At 63.4% G+C, this 26,374-nt stretch carries 28 protein-coding genes and 3 pseudogenes; 24 read left to right on the top strand and 7 right to left on the bottom strand.

Features of this window, described 5'->3' with window-relative positions; translation table 11 throughout:
• Positions 1–198: 198 nt before the first annotated feature.
• A pseudogene (locus tag AOQ71_RS37525) lies at positions 199–567 on the top strand (helix-turn-helix transcriptional regulator); the annotation flags it as partial.
• Here AOQ71_RS37525 and AOQ71_RS37520 read toward each other — a convergent pair.
• Entirely contained in the window at positions 567–1,538 is a 972-nt protein-coding gene (locus AOQ71_RS37520) for a LysR family transcriptional regulator (RefSeq protein ID WP_057758089.1), read from the bottom strand. The pseudogene AOQ71_RS37525 and the gene AOQ71_RS37520 sit on opposite strands and share 1 nt — an antisense overlap.
• Positions 1,539–1,659: 121 nt before the next feature.
• Between AOQ71_RS37520 and AOQ71_RS37515 the strand changes: the two genes are divergently transcribed.
• From AOQ71_RS37515 to AOQ71_RS37505, 3 genes are all read left to right on the top strand, one after another.
• Positions 1,660–2,115 (top strand): hypothetical protein, encoded by a 456-nt coding sequence (locus tag AOQ71_RS37515; RefSeq protein ID WP_245317359.1) that lies wholly within the window; start codon positions 1,660–1,662, stop codon positions 2,113–2,115.
• Between the two features lie 75 nt (positions 2,116–2,190).
• Positions 2,191–2,988: an MFS transporter gene (locus tag AOQ71_RS37510; protein WP_245317358.1), complete on the top strand. Its 798-nt coding sequence runs from the start codon at positions 2,191–2,193 to the stop codon at positions 2,986–2,988.
• 12 nt (positions 2,989–3,000) lie between these two features.
• Entirely contained in the window at positions 3,001–3,519 is a 519-nt protein-coding gene (locus AOQ71_RS37505; protein WP_057758085.1) for a hypothetical protein, read from the top strand.
• A gap of 167 nt (positions 3,520–3,686) precedes the next feature.
• Here AOQ71_RS37505 and AOQ71_RS37500 read toward each other — a convergent pair whose 3' ends face one another.
• Positions 3,687–4,187, bottom strand: coding sequence for a peptide deformylase (locus AOQ71_RS37500; protein ID WP_057758083.1), 501 nt, complete (start codon positions 4,185–4,187; stop codon positions 3,687–3,689).
• A gap of 77 nt (positions 4,188–4,264) precedes the next feature.
• Between AOQ71_RS37500 and AOQ71_RS37495 the strand changes: the two genes are divergently transcribed.
• Positions 4,265–4,849, top strand: a complete 585-nt coding sequence (locus AOQ71_RS37495; protein ID WP_057758080.1) for a TetR/AcrR family transcriptional regulator — start codon at positions 4,265–4,267, stop codon at positions 4,847–4,849.
• A gap of 99 nt (positions 4,850–4,948) precedes the next feature.
• Positions 4,949–5,530, top strand: a complete 582-nt coding sequence (locus tag AOQ71_RS37490; RefSeq protein ID WP_057758079.1) for a hypothetical protein — start codon at positions 4,949–4,951, stop codon at positions 5,528–5,530.
• A 20-nt stretch (positions 5,531–5,550) separates the two neighbouring features.
• Here the strand turns inward: AOQ71_RS37490 and AOQ71_RS37485 are convergent, their stop codons facing one another.
• Positions 5,551–5,847 (bottom strand): Lrp/AsnC family transcriptional regulator, encoded by a 297-nt coding sequence (locus AOQ71_RS37485; RefSeq protein WP_063958345.1) that lies wholly within the window; start codon positions 5,845–5,847, stop codon positions 5,551–5,553.
• 283 nt (positions 5,848–6,130) lie between these two features.
• Between AOQ71_RS37485 and AOQ71_RS37480 the strand changes: the two genes are divergently transcribed.
• Positions 6,131–7,357 (top strand): MFS transporter, encoded by a 1,227-nt coding sequence (locus tag AOQ71_RS37480; RefSeq protein ID WP_057758075.1) that lies wholly within the window; start codon positions 6,131–6,133, stop codon positions 7,355–7,357.
• A gap of 6 nt (positions 7,358–7,363) precedes the next feature.
• On the opposite strand, the gene AOQ71_RS37475 is transcribed toward AOQ71_RS37480, so the two are convergent.
• Positions 7,364–8,242 (bottom strand): bifunctional helix-turn-helix transcriptional regulator/GNAT family N-acetyltransferase, encoded by an 879-nt coding sequence (locus tag AOQ71_RS37475; protein WP_057758072.1) that lies wholly within the window; start codon positions 8,240–8,242, stop codon positions 7,364–7,366.
• Positions 8,243–8,295: 53 nt separating this feature from the next.
• Here AOQ71_RS37475 and AOQ71_RS37470 point away from each other — a divergent pair.
• The 6 genes and pseudogenes from AOQ71_RS37470 to AOQ71_RS37445 form a co-directional block, all read left to right on the top strand.
• Positions 8,296–8,637, top strand: a pseudogene (locus AOQ71_RS37470) (LysR substrate-binding domain-containing protein); the annotation flags it as partial.
• Positions 8,638–8,804: 167 nt separating this feature from the next.
• Positions 8,805–9,431, top strand: a complete 627-nt coding sequence (locus AOQ71_RS37465; RefSeq protein WP_057758070.1) for a PadR family transcriptional regulator — start codon at positions 8,805–8,807, stop codon at positions 9,429–9,431.
• A gap of 420 nt (positions 9,432–9,851) precedes the next feature.
• Positions 9,852–11,519 (top strand): acetolactate synthase large subunit, encoded by a 1,668-nt coding sequence (locus AOQ71_RS37460; protein WP_057758068.1) that lies wholly within the window; start codon positions 9,852–9,854, stop codon positions 11,517–11,519.
• A 205-nt stretch (positions 11,520–11,724) separates the two neighbouring features.
• The gene (locus AOQ71_RS37455) at positions 11,725–12,072 is read left to right on the top strand and encodes a Lin0512 family protein (RefSeq protein ID WP_018646107.1); all 348 of its coding nucleotides are present in this window, start codon (positions 11,725–11,727) and stop codon (positions 12,070–12,072) included.
• On the top strand, positions 12,038–12,766 hold the full coding sequence (locus AOQ71_RS37450) for a GNAT family N-acetyltransferase (protein WP_083514775.1): 729 nt from the start codon (positions 12,038–12,040) through the stop codon (positions 12,764–12,766). The genes AOQ71_RS37455 and AOQ71_RS37450 overlap by 35 nt, the downstream gene beginning before the upstream one ends.
• Positions 12,767–12,839: 73 nt before the next feature.
• On the top strand, positions 12,840–14,024 hold the full coding sequence (locus AOQ71_RS37445; protein WP_083514774.1) for a serine hydrolase domain-containing protein: 1,185 nt from the start codon (positions 12,840–12,842) through the stop codon (positions 14,022–14,024).
• 64 nt (positions 14,025–14,088) lie between these two features.
• Here AOQ71_RS37445 and AOQ71_RS37440 read toward each other — a convergent pair whose 3' ends face one another.
• Positions 14,089–15,408, bottom strand: a complete 1,320-nt coding sequence (locus AOQ71_RS37440) for a TROVE domain-containing protein (RefSeq protein ID WP_057758062.1) — start codon at positions 15,406–15,408, stop codon at positions 14,089–14,091.
• 1,160 nt (positions 15,409–16,568) lie between these two features.
• Between AOQ71_RS37440 and AOQ71_RS37425 the strand changes: the two genes are divergently transcribed.
• From AOQ71_RS37425 to AOQ71_RS37420, 3 genes are all read left to right on the top strand, one after another.
• Positions 16,569–17,234, top strand: coding sequence for a DUF429 domain-containing protein (locus AOQ71_RS37425; protein ID WP_057759026.1), 666 nt, complete (start codon positions 16,569–16,571; stop codon positions 17,232–17,234).
• A gap of 115 nt (positions 17,235–17,349) precedes the next feature.
• Positions 17,350–17,493, top strand: coding sequence for a hypothetical protein (locus AOQ71_RS46515; protein WP_164934179.1), 144 nt, complete (start codon positions 17,350–17,352; stop codon positions 17,491–17,493).
• A gap of 103 nt (positions 17,494–17,596) precedes the next feature.
• Positions 17,597–18,301, top strand: a complete 705-nt coding sequence (locus AOQ71_RS37420; protein WP_057758055.1) for a glutathione S-transferase family protein — start codon at positions 17,597–17,599, stop codon at positions 18,299–18,301.
• 91 nt (positions 18,302–18,392) lie between these two features.
• On the opposite strand, the gene AOQ71_RS37415 is transcribed toward AOQ71_RS37420, so the two are convergent.
• Positions 18,393–18,764: a tRNA-binding protein gene (locus AOQ71_RS37415; RefSeq protein WP_057758053.1), complete on the bottom strand. Its 372-nt coding sequence runs from the start codon at positions 18,762–18,764 to the stop codon at positions 18,393–18,395.
• A gap of 107 nt (positions 18,765–18,871) precedes the next feature.
• Between AOQ71_RS37415 and AOQ71_RS37410 the strand changes: the two genes are divergently transcribed.
• Entirely contained in the window at positions 18,872–19,237 is a 366-nt protein-coding gene (locus AOQ71_RS37410; RefSeq protein WP_057758051.1) for an ArsC family reductase, read from the top strand.
• Here AOQ71_RS37410 and AOQ71_RS37405 read toward each other — a convergent pair.
• Positions 19,234–19,914, bottom strand: coding sequence for a hypothetical protein (locus tag AOQ71_RS37405; protein WP_057758049.1), 681 nt, complete (start codon positions 19,912–19,914; stop codon positions 19,234–19,236). The two genes, AOQ71_RS37410 and AOQ71_RS37405, sit on opposite strands and share 4 nt — an antisense overlap.
• Positions 19,915–20,222: 308 nt before the next feature.
• Here AOQ71_RS37405 and AOQ71_RS37400 point away from each other — a divergent pair, with 308 nt between their 5' ends.
• The 7 genes and pseudogenes from AOQ71_RS37400 to AOQ71_RS49255 all read left to right on the top strand — a co-directional run.
• Positions 20,223–20,978, top strand: a complete 756-nt coding sequence (locus AOQ71_RS37400; RefSeq protein WP_057758047.1) for an ABC transporter ATP-binding protein — start codon at positions 20,223–20,225, stop codon at positions 20,976–20,978.
• Entirely contained in the window at positions 20,971–21,717 is a 747-nt protein-coding gene (locus AOQ71_RS37395; protein ID WP_057758045.1) for an ABC transporter ATP-binding protein, read from the top strand. The genes AOQ71_RS37400 and AOQ71_RS37395 overlap by 8 nt, the downstream gene beginning before the upstream one ends.
• 88 nt (positions 21,718–21,805) lie before the next feature.
• Positions 21,806–23,029, top strand: a complete 1,224-nt coding sequence (locus AOQ71_RS37390; RefSeq protein WP_057758043.1) for an ABC transporter substrate-binding protein — start codon at positions 21,806–21,808, stop codon at positions 23,027–23,029.
• Positions 23,030–23,101: 72 nt separating this feature from the next.
• Positions 23,102–23,965: a branched-chain amino acid ABC transporter permease gene (locus AOQ71_RS37385; protein WP_057758041.1), complete on the top strand. Its 864-nt coding sequence runs from the start codon at positions 23,102–23,104 to the stop codon at positions 23,963–23,965.
• A gap of 1 nt (position 23,966) precedes the next feature.
• Positions 23,967–24,935, top strand: coding sequence for a branched-chain amino acid ABC transporter permease (locus tag AOQ71_RS37380; RefSeq protein ID WP_057758039.1), 969 nt, complete (start codon positions 23,967–23,969; stop codon positions 24,933–24,935).
• Positions 24,936–25,092: 157 nt separating this feature from the next.
• Positions 25,093–25,737 (top strand): DUF47 domain-containing protein, encoded by a 645-nt coding sequence (locus AOQ71_RS37375; protein ID WP_057758037.1) that lies wholly within the window; start codon positions 25,093–25,095, stop codon positions 25,735–25,737.
• A gap of 99 nt (positions 25,738–25,836) precedes the next feature.
• Positions 25,837–26,374, top strand: a pseudogene (locus AOQ71_RS49255) (inorganic phosphate transporter); the annotation flags it as partial.

Below are 26,374 nucleotides of genomic sequence, written 5' to 3'. Positions count from 1 at the left end.
TGGAGGAAAAGACTGTAGCCCGGATGGAGCGCAGCGTAATCCGGGGCGCAATAACCGCATCATGCTACTGTCTATCCGGTACGAATCCCGGATTGCGCTGCGCTCCATCCGGGTTACGGAACAACGCCAAACCGCAAGATCGGTCGAGCACATCACTGGCATTCCGGCCTAACTCATGCCGCCACGAAAGGAACGACGATGACGGCGGCGCTGCGAAACTATCGGGACCGGATGCGGCGGGTGCTGGACTATATCGACCGGCATCTCGACGCTGATCTGGACCTGGAAATACTGAGCGGCGTTGCCGCGTTCTCGCGGTTTCATTTCCATCGGCAGTTCACGGCGATCTTCGGATTGTCCGTGCATCGCTATGTCCAGCTGGCCCGCATGAAGCGCGCGTCCTACCTGCTGGCCTATAGTGACGCTGACAGCATCATCGACATTGCGATGGATGCCGGTTACGACGCACCTGACGCCTTCGCCCGCGCCTTTCGGCAACGGTTCGGGCAATCGCCGTCGTCGTTCCGCAACGCTCCCGAATGGGAGCCGTGGCTTGCTTCCCTAGGTCAGCGCGGTTTCATTCCGCGCGTTCGCCTGTCATCCGCGCGGCCGCGCGTTTTCGCGGCCGCGACCTGGCGGCCCTTCACGTGATCGATGAAGGCGCGCAGCTTCGGCATCATCTGATGGCGGCTGGGATAATAGAGAAACACGCCGGGGGTCGTTGGCGCGAACGATTTCAGGACCTGCACCAGCTTTCCCGTCTTCACCAGGTTGGCGGCGATCGGCGCGGGGACTTGCGCAAGGCCCATGCCTTGCACGGCTGCGCCAAGCATGGTGGGAAAATCGTGCGCGATCAGTGGTCCCGAGACGATCGCCTCAATGGTCTTGTTGCCATCGACAAAGGACCAGGGCGCGATCGATCCGTTGCTGCGGCGTATGCGCAGGCAGGCGTGCTGGCGCAAATCGTCGATCCGTTCGGGCCGCTTGTGCCGGCGCAGATAGTCCGGACTGCCGACGACCACGAACGGGAAAGGCCGCGTCAGCCGGACCGCGATCATGTCGGCGGCGACGAACTGGCCCATCCGGACGCCGGCATCAAAGCCTTTGGCCGCGAGGTCGACCAATTCCTCGCCCGCGGAGATCTCCACCTCGACCTCGGGATACGCCGCGCAGAAGGATGCGATCAGCGGCTCCAGCAGGATCGGCACCACCGCGCGCGGCACGGTGAGCCGCAACAATCCTGACGGCCGCTGTCCAAGATCGCGCGCAACGTTGCTCGCAGCAAGGAGCTCCTCGAAGGCGGGCTTTGCGCGCGACAGGAACTGCGCGCCTGCTTCGGTCAGGCCGACGCTGCGGGTCGTGCGTATGAACAAGGCTGCGCCGACACGCGCCTCGAGCGTACGGACCGCCTGGCTGATGGCGGAGGGCGTCACGCCGAGTTCTGCGGCTGCCCGGCGGAAATTGCGGTGCTGGGCGACGCTCAGGAATGCTTCCACGCCGTCGAGCGCGCCTTGCCTGACTGTGAAGTTCTGCTTCATAGCCCGTCAAGATTATCCCGAATAGTCCCTGGCGACAATCGATCGTATCTCTGGCTCGCAGATCAGGAGCATCGCTGATGGCGGTCATTTGCGACGTCAGCGTCATCTCGGAGAAGCCGAGGTGACCATCGTGCTCCCGGAGACGAGACCGATGACGTTGATGCGTAAACTTGTCGTCATGCTCACCCTAACCCTGATGGGAGCGACTTCCATGACCGAACCATCCGTTGCCCAGGCGCAATCCGCCCCGCAAGCCTTCTCGCCCACAATCACCGGAGTGATGGTCATCCTGACCGCGAAAGCGGGCGTCACGCGCGAGCAGGTCATGGCGGTCATGCCGGCTGAAATCCAGGAGACCGTGCAGCTCTATCTCGGCGGGAAAATTCGCGAGTGGTATTCGCGCGGCGACGGACGCGGCGTTGTTTTCGTCGTCGATGTCAGGGATGTCGCCGCGGCGAAGGCGATCATGGAAGACCTGCCATTGGCCAAGCAGGATCTGATGGACCACGAATACATCGCCATCGGTCCGCTCATGCCGCTTCGACTGCTGATGACCAATCCCGAGCGTCGGCAATAAGGGGAAGACCCGGATGGAGGACGGCCGATGACATCAGAAGCTGCTCCCGCTGCGATCGTCCCGCCGCTTCGCCCCTTGAACAGCCTGCTTTGGACCGTCCCGCTCGCGGCCCTGTGGACCTCGTTGCTCTACGCGCAACCCGTGCTTCTGCAGAGCGGCCTTCCAGCCCTGGCGGCCCGGCTGGCGGCCTATGGACTGATCGGGCTCGGCGCGTGGCTCGGCCTTGAACGCACCGACCTCGCGCCCGGCCAGCGCCGCACGACCTGGCTCGCGATCATGGTGCCCTTCACGCTATGGGCCGCCGTCGCCTGGTCTGCGGCGATCAACGGGGTCTTCCGCACGGGCTACTCTCAATTGCCGCTGCTGCCGGCGGCGATCTTCCTGCCGGTCATGACAGGCGCTCCGCTGTTGCTGTTGTCGAAGCGGGTGGGGCAGTTGCTCGATGCCATGCCGACGAATTGGCTGGTCGCCCTGCAGCTTTATCGAATCGTCGGCAGCCAATGGCTCGCGTACTGGCTGCTTGGGCAGCTGCCCGGCCTGTGGGCGTTGCCGGCAGGAACTGGCGACGTGATGACCGGCCTGTTCGCCGTGACGGCGGCAATGCCCTTGGCATCAGGGACGGCCGAGGGGCGCAAAGCGGCGATCCTCTGGAACATCTTCGGCATCGCGGACTTCGTCGTCGCGATCACCTTGGGGATGCTCATCACGCCCGGTCCGTTCCAGTTGATCATTCCCCAAGGTCCGAACGTCGGACTGGACAATTATCCAACTGTGCTGACCCCGGCTTTCGTGGTGCCGAGCTCGATCCTGCTGCACGCCCTGTCGTTGCGCCAGCTGCGTCGCCGCAGCCGGGCCCGCGATGTCGCGATCTGATCGGAGACGAAAATGACGACAGAAACTCTGTTCCGGACCCATCTCATCCTTGGTTATGTCGCCTGGCTGCTTTGCTTCGGGGTGTATGTCTGGCCCCGGCTCAAGGTGATGGACAGGCTCGAGGCGCACCGCGCCATCGCAACGCTGCACAGCTTCCGCTTCTTCGGGCTCGTCTTCATCCTTCCCGGCGTCGTCAGCCCGGACCTGCCGGCCAGCTTTGCCACCTTTGCCGCCTGGGGCGACTTCGCGACCGGGGTGCTCGCCATGCTGGCGCTTCTCACGGTGAGGATACGCCCGCTGTTCTGGCTGTTCGTCGTCGCCTTCAATCTCGCAGGAGCGGTCGACATCATCGTCGATTACTACAACGCCATCCAGTCCGGCCTTGCCGCACATGCGGAATGGTTTGGCTCAACCTATGCGATCCCGATCATCTATGTTCCGCTGCTGATGATCACGCATATCTCCGCATTCTATCTTCTGGCGCGCCCTCGGGCCGGCGCCGATGCGGTGGCGCTGGCCGGCGCGGCTTGAGCCGAAGCCGGCCGCTCGTGCTTCAACCGGGACAGAGATGCGTAGGGTGGATTAGCCGGCGGCTGCGCAAAGCGCAGTTGATGGCGTAATCCACCATTCGTAAGCCGTGCGTGGATCGGTGGATTACGCCGAGCAGATGCGCTTAGCGCATCTGCAGGGCTTCCACCCTACGAACCCCGCGACATCTTCTCATATTTCTTCACCAGCCGTTCCCGCTTCAGCCGCGACAGCCGCTGGATCCAGAACACGCCGTCGAGCTGATCGATCTCATGCTGGTGGCAGACGGCGCGCAAAGCCTCCGATTCCTCGGTCTGCGGGATGCCGTCGAGATCCCGATAATTGATCCGCACGCGCGCGTGGCGCTGCACCTCGTCATTGACGCCGGGCATCGAGACGCTGCCTTCGCGATGCATGATCATCTCGGGCGAGGCCCAGGCGATCTCGGGATTGACGTAGGTCTGCGGCCCCGCCTTGGCGTCGAGCTCAAGCACCACGACGCGCAGAGGCACGCCGATATGCGGCGCCGTGATGCCGATCCCGGGCGCGGCGCGCATGGTGTCGAGCAAATCCGCTGCAAGCGCGCGCAAGCCGTCGTCGAAAGCGGTGACGGGGCGGGCGGGCATGGCGAGCCGGCGGTCGGGGTAGCGGACGATGGGACGAATGGTCATTCAAGGCTCCTACCACTCACGGATGGTTGAAGCATCCCGTTCTTGACGGTCTACCAACTAGAAGGTAGCTAACTCCCATGACCAACCCTTCCTCTACCGCCGACGAGATTCTGGCCTGCGCCCGCACCCTGATCGTCGCGGGCGGCTATAACGGCTTCAGCTATGCCGATGTCGCCGAAGTCGTCGGCATCCGCAAGCCGAGCATCCACCATCACTTTGCCAGCAAGGTCGATCTGGTCCGCACCCTGGTGTCACGCTATCGCGCGGAGGCCGAGGCGGGACTGGCGGCGCTCGAGCGCAATGTTACGGACCCTCGCGACCAGCTCAAAAGCTATGTCGGGTACTGGGCGGCGTGCATCAGCGATGCAACGGCACCCTTCTGCGTCTGTGCGCTGTTGGCCAGCGAACTCCCGATCCTGCCGGAGGAGGTTGCGCTGGAGGTCCGCGCGCATTTCCGCGCGCTGGCGTCGTGGCTGGCCTCGGTGATGGAGCGCGGCAGGCGGAAGGGGCAGCTGCATCTCGCCAGCGCAGCGAAGATCGAGGCTGAAGGATTCATGGCGACCATCCACGGCGCGATGCTGTCGGCGCGCGCCTATGGCGATCCCAAAATGTTCGGTGTGATCACCGCGCCGCTGCTGGAGCGGCTGTCCACAAAGCGCTGAGAGAGATCGGCGAGGCGACAACGGCGCCCGGCACGCATGCCGGGTGAGCGCTCTTTGATGTGCGACAAGACTACCAACTAGTAGGTAAAGGAGAAGGCAATGGCCCTGGCTAATCAACTCGCTCGCGACGATCGCGCGCAATGGCTCAAACGATACTATTTCCTCCGCGCGGCGTTCTCCGTCGCCTGGGTCGTTGCGGCCTTCGCCGTTGCATCGTCATCTCCGGTAATCGCCGGCGTCTTGCTCGTGCTTTATCCTGCCTGGGACGCCGCAGCGAATTTGGTGGACGCCTTGCGCAGCGGCGGCCTCTCGCAAAACCGCACGCAGGCGCTGAACGTCCTGGTCAGCCTCGCGACCACTGTTGCGGTCACCGTCGCCTTGCAGATGAGCATGAATGGGGTGCTCGGCGTCTTCGGTGTCTGGGCGATCTTCGCCGGCCTGCTCCAGCTGGGAACAGCGATCCGGCGCTGGACAAGTTTTGGCGCGCAATGGGCCATGGTGCTGAGTGGCGGCCAGTCAGCGCTGGCGGGTGGCTTCTTCATCTTTCAAGCCGCCACGCCGGCAGTTCCGTCGATCGCTGACGTCGCTGGGTATGCCGCGGTCGGCGCGCTCTACTTCCTGGTCTCGGCGGTTTGGCTCACGGTCAGCGACTGGCGGGCCAGGCGGATGCAGCAGGGGTGATGCGATGGAAGTGTCGAGCGCTAGCCTCTCTGGATCAGCTCGCGCCCGATCCGCTTCGGCGGTTCGCTCCGCAGCACGATGGCGGTGGTGACAGAACCGTATCGGGCGATCGCATCGACAATGCCCTCGAGCTCCGCGGGCGAAGGCACGATCACCTTGAGGATGTTGAGGCCGACCGAGGCGGGATCGACAACCGCGCGATACGCCCTGATGATCCCGCGCTCCTCGAGCCGCTTCAGCCGCTCCGAGGTGGCCGGCTGCGACAGACCGATCTTGCGTCCCAATTCCGTCCCACGTGCAGGCGAGGGCCGCGCGATGGGGCAGCGAGCTCGTCAACATCGGTGCCAACGGATGACCGGGTCGTAAGTCACTGATCCCGCTGCGGCCGTCTACTGTGCATGGGGTTGTTTTCGGCATGCGGGACCTTCCTGACAGCTGCCGCCAGCCCGTATGCAGCGCGGCAGGGCGGGCCAAGGTGCTTGTTGCGGAACTATACGCGGTCACAGGTCGCGAGAACCCGGGAAATAAATTAGGCTTGCCCTGTCTGCTTTCGCCGTTCCCAATCGTCTTCCACCCAGACAGACCTGACGGGAGACAAAAATGTCTGCTTCCAACTATCGCTGGGTGATCGTCGCCGCCGGCGGCGTGCTCGGATGCGTCGCCATCGGCGGCATGTTTTCGCTGCCGGTGTTCCTGCAGCCGATCGCCAAGGACACCGGCTGGTCGGTGACCGGCATCTCCAGCGCGATGACCATCGGCTTCCTGGCGATGGCATTCAGCAGCATGATCTGGGGCACGCTGACGGACAAATTCGGGCCGCTGCCGGTGGTGCTGACCGGATCGACGGTACTGGCGCTGAGCCTGTTCGCCGCGAGCCACGCCACCTCGCTGATCGCGTTCCAGTTCGTGTTCGGCCTCTTGGTGGGCGCCTCCTGCGCCGCGATCTTCGCGCCGATGATGGCGACCGTCACCGGCTGGTTCGACACCCATCGCGGCCTTGCGGTGTCGCTGGTGTCGGCCGGCATGGGCGTGGCGCCGATGACGATGGCGCCGCTCGCGGCCTGGCTGGTGTCCCATCATGACTGGCGCACCGCGATGCAGATCGTGTCGCTGGTGGTCGGCGCCATCATGATTCCGGTCGCGCTGCTGGTACGCCGTCCGCCCGCGCTTGCAAATCCGCCGATGGCGGCAGCAGGCGGGGGCGGCGCGCAGGCCGAAATGACCAGGAGCGAAGCGCTGCGCTCGCCGCAATTCCTGATCCTGCTCGCCACCAATTTCTTCTGCTGTGCCACCCATTCCGGCCCGATCATCCACACCGTCAGCTATGCCGTGAGCTGCGGCATTCCGCTGATCTCGGCCGTGACGATCTACAGCGTCGAGGGTCTCGCCGGCCTCGGTGGCCGCGTCGCCTTCGGCCTGATGGGCGATCGTTTGGGTGCCAAGCGCGTGCTGGTCTCGGGCCTGCTCGCGCAAGCCTTCGGCGCGCTCGCCTATGTCTTCGCCCATCAGCTCACGACCTTCTACGCGGTCGCGATGGTGTTCGGCTTCATCTATGCCGGCACCATGCCGCTCTATGCGGTGATCGTCCGCGAAAACTTTCCGCTGCGCATGATGGGCACCGTGATCGGCGGCACCGCGATGGCCGGCAGCCTCGGCATGGCAACCGGACCGCTCGCCGGCGGCATGATCTACGACGCGTTCTCCAGCTACGCCTGGCTCTATATCGGCTCCTGGGCGATGGGCCTCGGCGCGTTCCTGATGGCGATGACGTTCCGCCCGTTCCCGAAGCCGCAAGCCGCGCCTGAGCCGGCACCGGTCGCGGCGTGACGAACTCTACGACCGGATCTGTTTTTCGAAGAACAGATCCGGATACGGGTCGTCGTTGAAGCGCGGAATCTCGCGCCAGCCGGTGGTGCGGTAGAGTCGGCCGGCTTCCGGCAGTGCGCTGTTGGTGTCGAGCCGCAACAGACTGATGCCGAGCGTGCGCGCGGCATCTTCAGTTGCATCCATCAGGCGTTTGCCGAGCCCCAAGCCGCGCGCGGAAGGGGCGACCCAGAGCCGCTTGATCTCGGCGTAGCCGTGATCGGTGCCCTTCAGGCCGACGCAGCCGATCGGCAGCGTGTCCGACACCGCGACGATGAAGCTGCCGCGCGGCCGGCGCATGTCCTTGGCGTCAGGATCGCGCGAGAGCGAAACGTCAAAACCCTGTTTGAAGCGGCGGCCGAGCTCGGCGTAATACTCGGCCAGGCAATAGCGGGCCTCGTCGCTGCGCGGGTCCATTGCGGTGAGCGCGATGCGGTCGCGTGTCAGCGCGGAGGCGATCAGATCCATCGCCGCCAGCAGCGCCTCGCGTTGCGAATTGCGGGCGAGAAACCCTTCGGCCTGACTGTTCGACAAGTCTTCATAGGCTGCGAACTCGCGCTTGCCCGCGCGCGTCAGGCTCGCAACGCGGCGCCGCGCATCATCCTCATGCGCGTGCGTCTCAATCAGGCCTTCGTCTTCCAGGCTGCGCAACAGCCGGCTCATCAGCCCGGAATCGAGGCCGAGATAATCGCGGATCTCGCCGATTTCGGAGCGCCCATGTCCTATCGCGTTGAGCACACGCGCCGCTCCGAGCGGCCGCCCGCGCCCGAGGAAGGACGTATCGAGCGCGCCAACGGCGGAGGTCACGGCGCGGTTGAAGCGGCGGACGCGGGAAACCGGATCGAGCATTATCTGACTTTAGTCAGATATCGTGTCGCGGTCAACCTGGCTTCGCTTGCAGCCATCAGATGGTCGCGTTCGTCTCGTCACGGACGGGCGATGTGCTGCCGCTGGAATTTTCCGTTGCGGGCACGCTGCGCCACATCGTGCTGCCGAGCCGGGTTCGGGTGAACAATTCCGACACCATGGCTGACCTCGCCCGGCTCGGCTTCGGCCTCGCGCAGGCCCCGCGCTATCGCTTCGCGGAGGACCTCGCCAGCGGCACGCTGGTCGAGGTGCTCGCCGATCACCCGCCGTCGCCGACGCCGCTCTCCGCGCTTTATCCGCAAAACCGCCAGCTTGCGCTGCGCCTGCGCGTCTTCCTCGACTGGATCTCGGGCATTTTTGCCGAGGCGAAGCTCTGAACTCATTTACTCGGATTCAGACTCCCAGCCTTCGGGCCGGATCAGCTTGATCTCGGCGCGCGACGAAGGTCCAGCTCCAAGTCAGAGGATAATCACGGACCCGTGATTTGCCTCATTCTTATCGCAAGCTATATCGTAAGATATGTTTTGAGAAGGAGACGTACGATATGTTCGGCAAGCATCGGGACCACAGGGACTTCCACTTCGGGCATTTCGCCCATTTCGCCATGGGCCGGCGCGGCGGACGGCATCGCTTCGGCCGCGGCGGGCATGGTTTCTTCGGCCGCGGCGGCGACGAATTTCCGGGCGCGCGGCGGCTGTCCTCGCAGGACCTCCAACTCGTGATCCTGGCGCTGCTCGCCGACAAGCCTGCGCATGGCTACGAGCTGATCAAGATCATCGAGGAGCGGTCGGAGGGATTTTATACGCCGAGCCCCGGCGTGATCTATCCGGCCCTGACCTATCTCGAAGAGGTCGGTCACGCGAGTGTGGCGCAGGATGGCGGCCGCAAGCTCTACAGCATCACGCCGCAAGGCGAGACGTTTCTCGCCGAGCAGCGCGGCACCGCCGATGCAATTCTGCAAGCGCTGTCGCGGATCGGACGCCGCATGGAGGAGGTGCGCGAGGCCTTTGCCGGGATCAGCGATCTCGATGCGGATGCCTCGGAGGAATTGCACCGCGCCCGCCACAACCTCAAGCGCGCGCTACGCAGCAAGCACGGCAGCGATTCCGTCGAGGCGCGCCGCATCGCCGGAATTCTGGAACGGGCCGCGGCTGAAATCCTCGGCAAGTGAGGGACGCAAAAGTGGCACGGAGCCGTAGTTGCAGGTGAAGTGATGGCCACTGGTTCGGATCCGTAGCCCGGATGGAGCGAAGCGCAATCCGGGGCTGCTGCGTCCGCGTGGAGAGGTTCCCGGATTGCGCTTCGCTCCATCCGGGCTACCGGGAACGACGCCTTGCGTTGGAAACGAAGGTGCGTCCGCGATGACGATGCGCGCTGGAGAAGCGGCGTCGCTGCACCTTGCTCCGTCATTGCGAGCGTAGCGATGCAATCCAGACTCTTAACTGCGGAAAGACTCTGGATTGCTTCCCTGCGCTCGCAATGACGCTGTTGATGCAGCTGCGCCACTCATTGTGAGTTGTGCGTTCGCCCCAGACCGCTACCATGCCCTCACTCCCGAAGCACCGGGAGACAGCAGCAAGCGGGAGGGGACATGAGCGCGCCGCAGCGGAAAGTAAAGGGATCGGACCTGTTCGTCGCGGCGCTGGAGAACGAAGGCGTCGACCGCATCTTCGGCGTGCCCGGCGAGGAGAATCTCGACCTCGTCGAATCGCTGCGAACCTCGAAGATCGAGCTGGTCCTGACCCGGCACGAACAGGCCGCCGCGTTCATGGCCGCGACCCATGGACGGTTGACCGGCAAGCCTGGCGTCTGCCTCTCCACACTGGGCCCCGGCGCGCTGAATCTCTCCACCGGTGCGGCCTATGCCAATCTCGGCGCGATGCCGATGATCCTCATCACTGGGCAGAAACCGATCATGAGCAGCCGGCAGGCGCGCTTCCAGATCGTGGACGTGGTCGCGACCATGAAGCCGCTGACAAAACTATCGCGGCAGATCGTCAGCGCCTCCAGCATCCCCACCGTGGTGCGCGATGCCTTCCGTGTGGCGATGGAGGAGCGCCCGGGACCGGTGCATCTCGAACTGCCCGAGGACATCGCCGGCGACGAGGTCGAGGCTGTTGCGGTGATCCCGGTCCATCCGATCGAAATCCCCGTGGCGCATCGCGCCGCGCTCGATCGCGCCGCCGAGATGATCTTGGCCGCAAAGCGTCCGCTGGTGATGATGGGCGCCGCGACCAGCCGGCCGCGTTCGACACACGGCATCGCGAGCTTCGTGCGGAGGACCGGCATTCCGTTCTTCACCACCCAGATGGGCAAGGGCACCGTGCCCGGCGGCACCAATCTCTACATGGGCACCGCGGCGCTGTCCGAGCGCGACTATGTCCACGATGCCATCGATGCCGCCGACCTGATCATCGCGATCGGCCACGACCCGATCGAGAAGCCGCCATTCATCATGGGTCCGTCAGGGCCAAAGGTCATTCACGTCAGCTACACCTCGGCCAGCGTCGAACTGGTCTATTTTCCCGATGCCGAAGTGGTCGGCGACGTCGGCCCGAGCCTGGAGCTTCTGGCCGACCGGCTCGAAGGCAAGCTGCCGCAGGCGGCCGCGCTGTTGCCGCTGCGCGAAGGGATCCTCAATCACATCGCCGACCGCGCCACCGAGACGCGCTGGCCGCCGACGCCGCAGCGGATCGTGCACGTCATCCGTCAGGTCATGCCGGAGAACGGCATCGTCGCGCTCGACAACGGCATGTACAAGATCTGGTTCGCACGCAACTATCGCACCCGTGTCGCCAACACGCTGCTGCTCGACAATGCACTGGCGACGATGGGCGCCGGTCTGCCGTCGGCGATGATGGCCGCGATGCTTTATCCCGACCGCCGCGTGCTGGCGGTGGCCGGCGACGGCGGCTTCATGATGAACAGCCAGGAGATGGAGACCGCCGTCCGACTCAAGCTCAATCTTGTCGTGCTGGTGCTGGAGGACAACGCCTACGGCATGATCCGCTGGAAGCAGGCGGTCGATCATTTTGCCGACTACGGCATGACCTTCGGCAATCCCGACTTCGCCCTCTACGCCAAGGCCTATGGCGCCAAGGGGCATCGGATCGAAAGCATCGACAGGTTCGGTCCGACGCTCGACGCCGCCTTCAGGGAAGGCGGTGTGCACCTCGTCTCGATCCCGATCGACTATTCGGAGAACGTACGGGTGCTGGTCGACGAGCTGCGCGCACGAGAAGGCGAAGGCGTGAATTGATAAGGCGAAGCTATCTCCACATCGTTGCGAGCGGAGCGAAGCAATCCAGAATCTTTTCGGAGAGGCAGACTGGATTGCTTCGCTGCGCTCGCAATGACGGAGGTCACGGCGTGGACGTCCAGGCAACATACGCGCCGCACTTGTATTGCGGACACCGATCGCCGACTTTCGTAACAAATCGCTCCTCCAACCACAGGACTATGAAATGACTCGCGTTCGTTGTGTGACCGAGATGGGCATGGGCGTCGACGTCCACGGCCGGGACGCCACCAAGGCGGCGAAGCGCGCGGTGTCGGATGCCATCAGGCATTCGAGCCTCGGCTTCTTCCGGATGATCGGCAAGACCGCTAACGACATGTTCGTCGACGTCACCATCGGCGTGCCAAACCCCGAGGCCGTCGACAAGGAGGCGGTCGCCAAGGAGCTGCCTTACGGCACAGTGACTGTCACCGCGGTGAAGGGCGGGCTGGAGATTCCCTCGGCCACGGAAGTGGCCAACGATCCCATCCTCATCGCCAATGCTGCCGTCATCGTCAGCTTCGACAAGGACTAGACCCGTGACCGACAACGATGAAGCGCTTTTGGATCGCCCGATCTGGAGCGCGCTGACGACGAGCCAGAAGCATCTGGCCGAAGGTGGCTCGCGGGCGCGGCGCTATCCCGTGGACATGACCCCGTTCGCCGACATGATCGACATGTCGGCGGAGAGTTTTGCAGCGCTTGGCGATCTCATGTCGCCTTCGCAGGTTGTCGCGCTGTTCACGCCTGATGCGGTCGACGTTCCCGCCGGCTTCAAGGTGGTGCTGGCCGAGAACGGTGACCAGATGATCGGCTCGCCCGCCGACAGTCCGCTCCGCGACGCCGAAATCGTCACGCTCGGCAAGGCCGACGTTCCCGCGATGATGGCGCTGACGGCGCTGACCAAGCCAGGGCCGTTCGCCGCGCGCACGCACGAGCTCGGCACCTTCCTCGGCATTCGCTCAGGCGGCGAGCTGGTCGCGATGACAGGCGAGCGGATGAAGCCGGGCAAGTTCGTAGAGATGACCGCGGTCTGCGTTCACCCCGATTATCGCGGGCGCGGCTATGCGCAGGCGCTGCTCGCAGCCGTCGCGCGCCGGATCGAGGAGCGCGGCGAAATTCCGTTCCTGCACGTGTTCTCGAACAACACATCCGCCATTGCGTTGTACGAGCGGCAGGGCATGCGCCTCCGTCGCCGCCTGCATGTGACGGCGTTCATGAAGGAGTAGACATCCCGAGGGATGGCCCTTCATTTGCGGCGAAAGCACGCTATATCCATCTCCACCAAAATAGGGGAGACGCATGGACGCCAGGACACCAGAATTTTCCGCCGTGCGGACGGCGATGCAACGCTACGTCGATCAGGAGATCATCCCTGGCGTGTCCTGGGCCGTGCTGCGCGGGCGCGAAGTGGTCGATCAGCAATGCGTCGGCTTTGCCGATCGCGAGGCCAAGACGGTGCTCCGGCCCGACCATATTTTTCGCGCGTTCTCCAACACCAAGATCTTCGTCACCTCAGCGATCATGCTGCTGGTCGAGGAAGGCCGCATCGGGCTCGACGATCCCATCGAGAAGTACCTGCCGCAGCTCGGCAATCGCAAAGTGCTCAAGCAGGGCGCGTCAAGCCTTGCCGATGTCGAGCCGGCGAAAAGCTCGATCACCATCCGCCACCTGCTGACCCACACCTCCGGTCTCAGCTACGGAATCTTCGATCCCGGCACGGTGCTGTTCAAAGGCTACAACGACGCGCGTGTGCTTAATCCGCTGACGCCGCTGACCGACATGATCGACAAGCTCGCCGATCTGCCGCTGTCTTATCATCCCGGCACCAACTGGGAATATTCGGTGGCGACCGACGTGCTCGGCCGCGTGGTCGAGGTCGTCTCGGGTAAGCCGCTCGATGCCTTCTTCAAGGCGCGTATCTTCGATCCGCTTGGCATGACCGATACCGGTTTCTACGTGCCTGAAGCGCAGCAGGGCAGGCTGGTCGCGCATTACACCGGTGCCGACGTGCTCGATCCGATGAAGCCCGGCCTCACGCGTGCCGACGATCTGCCCTATCCGCAGGCCTATCGACATCCGTTTCCGCGGCTGTCGGGCGGCGGCGGGCTGGTCTCGACTCTGCCTGACATGCTGGCCCTGGTGAAGGCGCTGCTTCCCGGTCCCAATGCGCTGCTGAAGCCGGAGACGCTGCGGCAGATGATGACCAACCAATTGCCTGATGGACAGGTCATCCGCTTCGCCAATCTCGGGCCGATTCCCGGCAAGGGCTTTGGCCTTGGCGGCGCCGTCACCTTCGCCCCGATGCCGTTCGATCCGCCGAATTCCACCGGTGAATTCCAATGGGGCGGGCTCGCCGGTACCCATTGGTGGATCTGCTCGCAGGCCAACACCGCTGGCGTCCTGATGGCCCAGCGTCATCTCGGCTTCTGGAATCCGTTCTTCTTCGAGTTCAAGCGCCTGGCCTACCAGGCCGTCGGAGGCTGACCGTTCCTGTTATTTCAGCGGCCCCGGGCGCGATGATTGCGTCCGGGGCCGTTGTCGTTGGGCATCAGTTCAATGCCGTCTCCGAGGCTGCGATCCACGCGACCACGGCCTCGGAGAAGCCGTTGACGCGGGTCCAGGCGCCGTGACCGACACCGTGCTGATACGAGGCCACGTTCACCATCGTGCCGCGCGCCTTGGGCTCCGGCACAGAATCGTGGCTCTGCTCGTCGGTGAAGACGATGAGGCGATCGCCCTTGCGGTCGATCTCCGCCACTGCCTTGCCGAGATAGGTCGCCCCGTGCGGCTGCGAGTTGATGATCGCGTCCCGAAGCGCGAAGCCGCGGCGGGGCGGGACCTTCACGACCTCATTGCTGAAGGTGAAGATCTCGACATCGTCGCAGATCTCGCGCGCGAGGATGGCAAGACCGCACGCCGCCTCCGCCCGCGTCATTTCCGACTGCGCGGAGAGAGGCGTGAACATCGAGCCCGACACGTCGATCAGGAGCCGCGTCCGGCCGGGAAGCCGCACATGGTCCTTGACCGACTTGAGCATCGCAGTCTCGAGCTCGGGCTCGAAATCGGGCGCATAGCGCGCCGCCGTGATGAAGCGATAGGGAAGGATACGATCCGTCCGCATCGCCTCGATCGCGCCTGCGATGGTCTCGCGCGGAACCTCTGCGTTCTGCATCAGCCGCAGGTTACGCAGCAGCGCCAGGCCACCGAGCTTGCGCTCGGCGATCAGCCGCTCGAAGGTCTCGCGCTTGCTCTTGCCGGCCGAGAGCGAGACCTCCCAGGTATCGGGGGAGGCGAGCTCGCCGTCGACGAGCTGCTTCCACACCTTTTCCTGCGCGGTGTCCTTCGGCTTGGCGTGAACCAGGAACAGCACGTCCCGGATCCGCACCGCGCCGTCGCGGTCGTACTTGGCGAGCTGGTAGGCGTCGAACTTGGTCAACGCGCGGGCAAGGCCCTTCTTGACCTGCGCGGAGACCGGCTGACGCTTGCGCTGCTGCATCGGCCCAAGCGCATCCGCCCAGTAGATCGCAAGCAGCTCCGTCATCTCGTCGGGGCGCTGGATCACCTGGGCAAGCGTGTCCGCAACGAGGGCGCGGTGCTTTTCGCTGCGCGCCATCTCGCGGATGACGAGCAGCGGGGCGTGCCGCAGCTTCATCACCTCGCGCGCCTCGATTGCCAGCTGCGCCACGCGGGCAGGGGCGACCTTCGGCACCAGCGCCTTGATGCGGTCGGCGATGGAGACGCCGTCCTCGTAGAACTGGTCCTCCCAGAGGAGGCAGTTCATCAGCGCCCGCTTCAGCTCCATCTCGGGCGTGAAACGGGCGGCGCCCTCACGCGTGAAGGCGCGAACGATCTTGTTGAGCCTGACCATGACGGCCTCCTCTGAGGTTGATGATGGAATGGAAACGGGTGCCGGGGAACAAGCGAGTGCTGAACCGCCCTTTTGCGGGCTGAACGTGCTCTACCAACTGAGCTACGGACTGACGTCCGGGAGGGCTCGAACCTCCGACAGCGAAGTAACAGCGCTCTTCACCACCGGCGGTGGGGACGAGACAGACACGATCCGGGAACAGGCGATTGCTGTGACCCGACGAGCCGAAGCTCGCCGGAAAGCGCTCTATCCTCTGAGCTACCGGTGCACAATACACCGGGCGGGATTCGAACCCGCGACCTCTCGCGTTGCAGGCGAAGTAACAGGAATCTTCACCACGGACCGTGATGGGGGTGGCGGGGAACGGGCGATGCTGTTGCTGCCCCGAAGGGCGGTCGTTTCACAGACGAAGTAACAGTCATCTTCACCACCGCCAGGCCGATGCTCTCGTGTCGGCCGTTGATGGGTACGCTGGGGAACGGGCGACATCGGCTTCAGTGACGACAACGCAGAGCTCTCCTTGCGGAGGGACCCTGCGCCGGGCCGCGTGCTGCCTTTCTCCAGGCCGCATCCCGGTGCGTGTGTCAAAGGCGGGATTCGAACCCGCGTTACCAGTGAGAAGTATCCGACATCTTCACCACCAGCGTCGGTTGAGCCGCAGGCGTTGCGGCAAACCGAGTTCAAGAAATTTCTATCGCGGCGCTGTCGACGCGCCGCCAATTGCGAACCCTCGGGGTTCGCTCTGCCATCGGTATCCGGCTCATCGCCTCGTTCCCTCCGGCAGGCCCCGCGCGCTTGGGCACGCGCATCCTTTGCGCGAGCCCCGAGATCCGGGTCTCTCGTTCCGGCCAAGGCCGGGATGTTCGAACGGGCCGCGCTGTGGGCAACAAAAAACCCTCCGGAGCGGCAGGCTCGGGAGGGTCCGTGAGAAGCGGACTGTCGATCTTGCGGTCAGGCAAGATCGCTCCCATGAGCCGGGCATGCGCAATCGATTGGCCGGAGGCCATTCGACAGTCGCGCCAAACTTTCGTAGCTGTGCTTCATCACTGGGTTCATGCTTTCACGAACGGAAGTGTTCGCGAGGGCGCGGGACATACGCCCGCAACTTGCAGATGTCAAGCGAAGCGAATGTGAAAATTTGCAAGACGTGGACGCGTGACGTGCCAAATTATCTCGGTCTCGATGGATTTCGGTTCGGCTGGGTTGCTGCGTGGATCGATGACCGCGGCCAGCATGGATTTGATTATGCACCTGGCCTGGCGCGTCTGCTCGCGATGCCGCATGCGCGGGCGATGATCGACATGCCGATTGGGCTGATGCCGAGCGGCTATCGGACATGCGATTTGCATGCGCGCGAACTGATCGGCCCCGCCGTGTTTCTAGGAGCCCGCCGCGATCTCTGGACATTTCCCGACATGGCGGCGGCGAACAGGCATTACTGGGAGCGCGAAGGCAAGGGCAGGGGCGTCTCTGCGCAGCTCTGGAATATCAGGGACAAGATCAGGGACGTCGACGAGATCATGACGCCGGCACGGCAGGCGACGATCGGCGAGGCGCATCCGGAATTGATCTTCCGGAATCTTGCCGGGGGAGTCCGGCTTGCGACGAAGACGTCGGCGGAAGGCCGCGAGCAGCGCATTGCACTGCTGGTGCAGCGCGGCTTCACGCGCCTGCCGAAATGGCTGACGCAACGCCATGGCACCGGCATAGGCCGCGACGATCTCATCGATGCCTGCGCTTGCGCGGTCGCGGCGCGCGACAGCACGGAGCGTCTGGGCGGCGACGAGATCGATCCGCGTGGTCTGCGGATGGAGATCAACTACTGAAGCGGCTGGCGGCTCAAGAATCCGGGAAAAACAGGCAAATTATTTGAACCACAAAGGAACTGGCGACAGCCGGTCTGCGTTCCCCGTGCGAACCGAATTGAGAGAAGCTCGTGCGATGAATGATGCCAGTCAGTTCGCGACCGCCATGCTCGCGCTCGTTTTTGTCGGAGCATTGCTCGTCACCGGGCAGCTCTTCATCGAGCAGCGCGCCCAGCGCGACGCGGTCTACGCCACCAGCCATTTGCTGCGGCCATTGTGATCGGGATTCCTCGACAGAGATCGGTGTAACGACGATCCGGCCTTGCGCCATGTCCCGGCCCGCCTAGATTAATCAGAATCTCTCGCAAGCGCCCGGGGCCACGATGTCTGATTTATCCGCCTTTCCGATCACCAGGCGTTGGCCTGCCAAGCATCCCGAAGTGCTTCAGCTCTATTCGCTGCCGACGCCCAACGGCGTGAAGGTTTCGATCATGCTGGAGGAGATCGGGTTGCCGTACGAGGTCCATCTCGTCGATTTCGGCAAGGACGACCAGAAGACTCCGGAATTCCTCTCCCTCAATCCGAACGGCAAGATCCCGGCGATCCTCGATCCCAACGGTCCCGGCGGCAAGCCGCTGCCGCTGTTCGAGTCCGGTGCGATCCTGCAATATCTCGCGGAGAAGACCGGCAAGCTGCTGCCGCAAGATGCCACCCGGCGCTACGAGACCATCCAATGGGTGCATTTCCAGATGGGCGGGATCGGGCCGATGTTCGGCCAGGTCGGCTTCTTCCACAAATTCGCCGGCAAGGATTTTGAGGACAAGCGGCCGCTGGAGCGATACGTCAGCGAGTCCAAGCGCCTGCTCGGCGTGATGGAGGCGCATCTTTCCGGCCGGCAATGGTTCATGGATGACGACTACACCATCGCCGACATTTCGATGCTCGGCTGGGTACGTAACCTCATCGGTTTCTACGGCGCCAGCGACCTCGTTGAATTCAGCCGGTTCAAGTCGGTCGGTGCCTGGCTCGAGCGCGGGCTGGCGCGTCCGGCCGTGCAGCGTGGCTTGAACATTCCAAAGCGCCCTTGAAGCTAGCTCAGCGCCTTGTAGGTCATGTAGAGCGCCATTGGGCCGTGGATGAGGAGGATGAAGCGATAGGCGGCTTGCGAAGGCGTCTCGGCTAGAACAGCCGTCCGCCGTTCGGCACCGGCTTGCTCGGCTGCATCAGCACGACCTTGCCGTCGGCATCGGGGAAGCCGAGCGTCAGCACCTCGGACACCACAGGTCCGATCTGGCGCGGTGGGAAATTGATGACGGCAGCGACCTGCTGCCCGACCAGCGTTTCGAGCGGATGGTTTTCGGTGATCTGCGCTGAGCTCTTGCGCACGCCAATGGCCGCGCCGAAGTCGATCCACAGCCGCCAGGCCGGCTTGCGCGCCTCAGGAAACGGCTTGGCGTCGACGATGGTGCCGACGCGGATATCGACTGCGAGGAACGTATTGAAGTCGATGGTCGGCGCGGCGGCAGCAGTGGGATCGTGCGTGACGTGCATGGTGTATCCATTGGGAAGAGGTCGAAAGCGTCGTTCGCAACATTGTCGCGCGATCAGGAGTTGCGTACAACGCCACAGCACGTCACGACACATGCGCGAGGACCGTCTTGCCCAACATCATCTACGGCATCAAGAACTGCGACACCATGAAGAAAGCGCGAAGCTGGCTCGACAGCCATGGCGTCGCCTACGAGTTCCACGACTACAAGGCCGCAGGCGTCGAGAAGGACAAGCTCAAGCAATGGAGCGACAAGCTCGGCTGGCAGACGCTGCTCAATCGCGCCGGCACGACCTTCAAGAAGTTGCCGGACGCCGATAAGGAGGGCCTGACGGAAAAGAAGGCGTTGGCGCTGATGTTAGCGCAACCATCGATGATCAAGCGGCCGGTGCTCGAAATCGGCGGCAAGCTCCTGGTCGGGTTCAAGCCTGATATTTACGACAAGGAAGTCGGCGCAAAGGCGCGCAAGAGCTAGTTCAGCTCGATGATCTCGCCGGTAACTCCGGGCGCACCGGGCTGATCGGCAAATTCCACGACGTCGGCGGCCGCGATGCGGCCAGGGGCGCGGTGAAACAGGTCGTGGTCGATCACCGTGCGCAGCTTCGGCCGCGGTGGCGCGTCATTTCCGCGCACCAGATTCTTGATCTCGAAGCCGCCGTCCTCGCAGAAGGTCTTGAGCGAGGCGATGACGTGGCTGACCTTGTCGTCGGCCAGGAAAGGCAGCAGCAGCCGCTCATAGGCCACGACGCGGCCGTAGATATCCTCGACATCGGCGATGCTGTAGACCGGAAGTCCGCGCGCGACGCATTCGTGATAGATCGGCATCACGAATGGCGCGAGACGGGGCCCGACATAGTCGTCGAGCAGAACTCCCTTGCCGGTATGGCCATAGGCGCAGGAGATCCGCGTGCCTTCGCTCTGGATGGTCAGGCGCGGCGTGGACGTCGAATGGTCCACCGTGTAGTAGATGAGATCGGACAGTTCTTGCTCGAGCCGCGCGGGCTGATACTCCCAGATCGCAGGGGCAGTCTGATGGCGCGCATAAAGTCGCAGCCACGTGTTGAGCAGGTCACGTTGCTTGATTGACTTGACGACGGAGGGAGCAGCGCTGAAGAAATCCAAAACAATCGTCCGGCGAGTGAACCGGCGCATGATCTCGCTCGCGGGAAAATTTTTGATGAAGGCTGGCGCGCGGAAGCAAAGACCGTTAACGACGACTTGATGACCGGTGTCTTGCGAGCCGGGAAGCCGGCAGGGCGATAACACCGAGCCTCCAACTAAGGGAGCATAAGGCTCCCCGCCAAAGGCCTGATCTGCTCAGCTTTCCGCCTTGCCTAACCCCCGTCAACTCCGGCATATTCCGCGCCCGGAGGCGGCGTTCCGGGACAGGCTCCAAGGCCTCCGGAAAGCCGAAGCAACAAGGATAGCCACGCGCATTGTGCGGGCAGGGGGAAATCTGTTTGGCCGATGAGTTCATTCTCGAAACGGAAGGCTTGACCAAGGAGTTCGCGGGCTTCTTCGCCGTCCGCGACGTTGCGCTCAAGGTTCGCCGTGGCAGTATCCACGCGTTGATCGGCCCGAACGGTGCGGGCAAGACGACGTGCTTCAATCTTCTGACCAAGTTCCTCAAACCGTCTGCCGGAAAAATCCTGTACAAGGGACAGGACATCACGGCGATGGCGCCCGCTGACGTGGCACGCCTGGGGCTGGTGCGTTCGTTCCAGATCTCGGCGGTGTTTCCGCATCTCACCGCGCTGGAGAATGTTCGTGTCGCGCTCCAGCGCCAGCATGGCTCCTCCTTCGATTTCTGGCGCTCCAAGTCCGTGCTCAACCGCTTCAATGAGCGGGCGCGCGAGCTGTTGAACGACGTCGGCCTCAGCGAGTTTGCCAATACGCCTGCAGTCGAGATGGCCTATGGGCGCAAGCGCGCGCTCGAGATCGCAACCACGCTCGCGCTCGATCCGGAAATGATGCTTCTGGATGAGCCGATGGCCGGCATGGGCCACGAGGACATCGACAAGATCGCGGCGCTGATCAAGCGGATCTCGGCGAAATATACCATCCTGATGGTCGAGCATAATCTGAGCGTCGTCGCCAATCTCTCCGACATCATCACCGTGCTGACGCGCGGGCAGGTGCTCGCGCAGGGGCATTATTCCGAGCTCACCAAGGACGAGCGCGTCAAGGAAGCCTATCTGGGGGCCGGTCATGCCTGAGACTGCAATGGCTGAGGCCCCGATGAAGGGTGCAACCGGCGGCAATATCCTCCAGGTTCGCAACTTGGAGGCCTGGTACGGCGAGTCCCACATCCTGCACGGGATCAATTTCGACGTGAATGCGGGCGAGGTCGTCACGCTGCTCGGGCGCAACGGCGCCGGCAAGACCACCACGCTGAAGTCGATCATGGGTATCATCGGCAAGCGGACCGGCTCGGTCAAATTCAACAATCAGGAGATCATCCGCGCGACCTCCGACAAGATCGCGCGCATGGGAATCGCCTTCTGCCCGGAGGAGCGGGGAATTTTCTCCAGCCTCGACGTGAAGGAGAACCTGTTGCTGCCGCCGGTGGTGCGCGCAGGCGGATTGCCGCTCGAGCAGATCTTTGACCTGTTTCCGAACCTGAAGGAGCGGCTGAGCAGCCAGGGCACCAAGCTGTCCGGCGGTGAGCAGCAGATGCTTGCGATCGCGCGCATCCTGCGCACGGGCGCAAGCTTTCTGATGCTGGATGAGCCGACCGAAGGCCTGGCACCCGTCATTATCCAGCAGATCGGTCACACCATCGCGCGGCTCAAGAAGGAAGGCTTCACGATCCTTCTGGTCGAGCAGAACTTCCGCTTCGCGTCCACCGTCGCCGACCGTTATTATGTGGTCGAGCACGGCAAGATCATTGACGGATTTTCCAATTCGGAGCTTGCCGCCAACATGGACAAGCTCCACGCCTATCTCGGTGTTTAGGGCATGATCAGGAAGTGCGTAGCGTTCTCCGAAGAGACCATGCTGAAGCCGAAGAACTGCCAACGAGAAAATTCAAAAGGAAAGTTGCATGAAGACCAGGTCGATTGCGTCATTGCTGCTGACCACCGCGCTCACCTTCGCCGCAGCAGGCGAAGCGTCCGCGCAGGACAAGGCCGTCAAGATCGGCGCGCTGTCCGATCAGTCCGGCCTGTACGCCGACCTCGGCGGCCCCGGCTCGACGCTCGCCGCGCAGATGGCAGTTGAAGATTCCGGCCTCGCCGCAAAGGGCTGGAAGATCGACGTGATCTCGGGCGATCACCAGAACAAGCCGGACATCGGCACCGCGATCGCGCGGCAGTGGTTCGACGTCGACAAGGTCGACGTCATCGTCGACGTGCCGAATTCGGGCGTGGCGCTCGCCGTCAACAACGTCGTCAAGGAAAAGAACGGCGTCTACATCAATTCCGGTGCGGCGACCTCGGACCTTACCAACGCGCAGTGCTCGCCGAACACCGTGCACTGGACCTACGACACCTACATGCTCGCCCACACCACGGGCCAGGCGCTGGTGAAGGCCGGTGGCGACACCTGGTTCTTCCTGACCGCGGACTACGCCTTCGGTGCGGCGCTGGAGCGCGATACCACTGCGGTCGTCACCGCCAATGGCGGCAAGGTGGTCGGCGGGGTCAAGCATCCGCTCAACACGCCGGACTTCTCCTCGTTCCTGCTCCAGGCGCAGGCCTCCAAGGCCAAGATCATCGGCCTTGCCAATGCCGGCGGTGATACGACCAACACGATCAAGCAGGCTGCCGAGTTCGGTATCGGCAAGGGCGGCCAGAAGCTCGCAGCGCTGCTGCTGTTCCTCACCGACGTCAAGGCGCTTGGTCTGGAGACCGCGCAGGGCCTGAACTTCACCGAGACGTTCTACTGGGACATGGACGACAAGGCCCGCGCCTTCTCCAAGCGCTTTGCCGCTAAGATGAAGAACAGCGCTCCACCGACCATGGTGCAGGCAGGCGTCTATGCCGGCGTACGCCACTATCTCAAGGCGCTGGAAGCGCTTGGCGGCAATCCACATGACGGCGTCAAGGTCGTCGAGAAGATGAAGTCGATGCCGACCGAGGACGATCTGTTTGGCAAGGGCGAGATCCAGCCCAACGGCCGCACCATCCACAACGCCTATCTGTTCGAGGTGAAGAAGCCCTCCGAGTCCAAAGGACCGTGGGACTTCTACAAGCTCGTCGGCACGGTGCCGGGCGATCAGGCTTTCACGCCGCTCTCCGAGAGCAAATGCGCGCTGCTCAAGAAGTAAGACCAACAGCCCGCCGGCCGTAAGCCGGCGGGCGCTACTTTGGGAACGCCGAAGGGACCGGGTGCGAGATCGATGCAGGCTCTTTACGCACAGCTACTGGTGGGACTGATCAACGGCTCGTTCTACGCGCTGCTCAGTCTCGGGCTCGCCGTGATCTTCGGCATGCTCAACATCATCAATTTCGCCCATGGCGCGCTCTACATGATGGGCGCCTTCGTCGCCTATTTCCTGCTGAACATCGGCGGCATCAGTTACTGGTGGGCGCTGCTGCTGGCGCCGGTCATCGTCGGCATCTTCGGCATGATCCTGGAACGGACCATGCTGCAGTGGTTAACCGGGCTCGATCACCTCTACGGCCTGCTGCTGACCTTCGGCATCGCGCTGATCGTGCAGGGCGTGTTCCAGAACTATTTCGGCTCCTCCGGCCTGCCTTACGCCATTCCGGACCAGCTCAAGGGCGGCATGAATCTCGGCTTCATGTTCCTGCCCGTTTATCGCGGCTGGGTCGTCATCTTCTCGCTGGTGGTGTGTCTGGCCACCTGGTTCCTGATCGAGAAGACGCGGCTTGGCGCTTACCTGCGCGCCGCAACCGAAAATCCGACGCTGGTCCGCGCCTTCGGCATCAACGTGCCGCGCATGATCACGCTCACCTACGGCCTCGGCGTCGGCCTTGCCGCGCTCGCCGGCGTGCTGTCGGCGCCGATCAACCAGGTTCGGCCGCTGATGGGCGCCGACCTCATCATCGTGGTGTTTGCGGTGGTGGTGATCGGCGGCATGGGATCGATCATGGGATCGATCATCACCGGTTTTGCCCTCGGCGTAATCGAGGGCCTGACCAAATATTTCTACCCCGAGGCCTCCAACACCGTCGTGTTCGTGCTGATGGTGCTTGTGCTCCTGGTGAAGCCAACGGGATTGACGGGAAGGGCAGCCTGACATGACAGCCTTGACGGACGATACGCTGCGGGTCACGCCGCGCGCCATGCGTGACGAGATGGTCTTGTTCGCGGTGATGGCGCTGCTGCTGGCTGCGGTGCCGTTCACGGGCGTGTATCCGTTCTTCGTGATGCAGGCGCTGTGCTTTGCGCTGCTCGCCTGCGCTTTCAACCTGTTGATCGGCTACGGCGGCTTGCTGTCCTTCGGACACGCGATGTTCCTCGGCACCGCCGGATATTGCAGCGCGCACGCCCTGAAGGTGTGGGCACTGCCGCCGGAACTCGGCATCCTCGTCGGCATTGTCGCGGCCTTCGCGCTCTCGCTCGTCACGGGCTATATCTCGATCCGCCGCCAGGGCATCTACTTCTCGATGATCACGCTGGCGCTGTCGCAACTGCTGTATTTCATCTACCTCCAGGCGCCGTTCACCCATGGCGAGGACGGCATCCAGGGCATCCCGCAGGGGCACATGTTCGGCGTGCTCGATTTGTCCAAGCCGACCATGCTCTACTATGTCGTGCTGGTCGGCTTCCTCGCCGGCTTCCTGCTGATCTACCGCATCATCAACTCGCCCTTCGGCGAGGTCCTGAAGTCGATCCGCGAGAACGAGCCGCGTGCGATCTCACTGGGCTATCGGACCGACCAGTACAAGTTCCTGGCGTTCGTCCTGTCGGGGACGCTGGCGGGTTTCGCCGGTGCACTGAAAGTGTTCGTGGCGCAGAACGCCTCGCTCACCGACGTGCACTGGTCGATGTCCGGCGAGGTCGTGCTGATGACGCTTGTCGGCGGTCTCGGGACCATTTTCGGTCCCGTGGTCGGCGCCTTCGTCATCATCGCCATGCAGCAATATCTGGCCGGCTTCGGCCAGTGGGTGACGGTGATCCAAGGCTCGATCTTCGTGATCTGCGTGCTCACCTTCCGCCGTGGCGTCATCGGCGAAATCGCGCATTACTTTCGGAGATCTTTCTAAGAGACTGATATAAAATAAGTTTTTATGGGGAAGTGAATCCGGTGGATGATCCCGCCTGGCGGGCGTGAGATGACACGCGCACGAGGCGAAAATGGTCTATGACGGTTGCGTGACGGTCCGCCCGGACCGGGTCATTTGCACCAGGTAGACTATCCCCATGATGCGTTGGTTTCGCGCTTTCCTGCCCAAGGAAGAACGGTTCTTCGACCTGTTCGACCGCCATGCCCAGACCGTTATCCAGGGCGCCATCGCGCTCCAGGGCGTGCTGAACGGCGGCGAGGAGACGCCGGTTTATTGCCAGCGCGTCAGCCAGTTCGAGAACGACGCCGACAACATCACCCGCGAGGTGCTGACGGCGGTGCGCCGCACCTTCATTACGCCGTTCGACCGGGGCGACATCAAGAACCTCATAACCTCGCTGGACGATGCCATCGACCAGATGCAGCAGACGGCCAAGGCCGTGATGCTGTTCGAGGTCCGCACCTTCGAGCCGCCGATGCGCGAGATCGGCGCGCTGCTGATCGAATGCGCCAATCTGGTCGGCCGCGCGCTGCCACTGATGCAGCAGATCGGCAAGAACGTGGCGATGCTGACCGCGATCACGGAGGAGCTGACCAAGCTCGAGGGCCGCGTCGACGATCTTCATGACATCGGCCTGAAGGAGCTGTTCCTCAAGCATCGCACCGGCAACGCCATGGATTTCATCGTCGGCGTCGAGATTTATGATCACCTTGAAAAAGTGGCCGATCGCTTCGACGATGTCGCGAACGAGATCAACAGCATCGTCATTGAGCAAGTGTAGCGCATGATCCGGAAAAGTGTGCAGCGGTTTTCCTTCGCGACAAACGCGGAATGCGTTTGCGCGGAGATCATCCGCAAAGCTTAGAGCAGGGGCCGCGCCGTGGATGCTGCCGTCTTGGGCCCCCTGGGTCTTCCCGTCCTGGTCGGACTGATCGCCGTCGCGCTGCTGTTCGACTTCCTGAACGGCCTGCACGACGCCGCCAATTCGATCGCGACCATCGTCTCGACCCGGGTGCTGCGGCCGCAATTCGCGGTGTTTTGGGCCGCGTTTTTCAATTTCGTCGCCTTCATGGTGTTCGGCCTGCACGTTGCCCAAACCATCGGTACCGGCATCATCGATCCCGCCATCGTCGATGCCCAGGTGATCTTTGCGGCGCTGGTCGGCGCCATCGTCTGGAATCTCGTGACCTGGGGGCTCGGCATTCCCTCCTCGTCCTCGCATGCGCTGATCGGCGGCCTTGTCGGCGGCGGCATGGCCAAGGCGGGAATCTCGGCGGCGGTGTGGAGCGGTCTGTCCAAGGCCGTGCTTGCGATCGTACTATCGCCGCTGGTGGGCTTTCTGCTCGCAATGATGCTGGTCGCGGTCGTGTCATGGCTCTCGGTACGCTCGACGCCGTTCGCGGTCGACCGCGCCTTCC

Source organism: Bradyrhizobium manausense (genome assembly GCF_001440035.1).
Classification (GTDB): Bacteria; Pseudomonadota; Alphaproteobacteria; order Rhizobiales; family Xanthobacteraceae; genus Bradyrhizobium; species Bradyrhizobium manausense.
The sequence above is the reverse complement of the archived record's forward strand: the minus strand, read 5'-3'. Positions and strand labels throughout refer to the sequence as shown.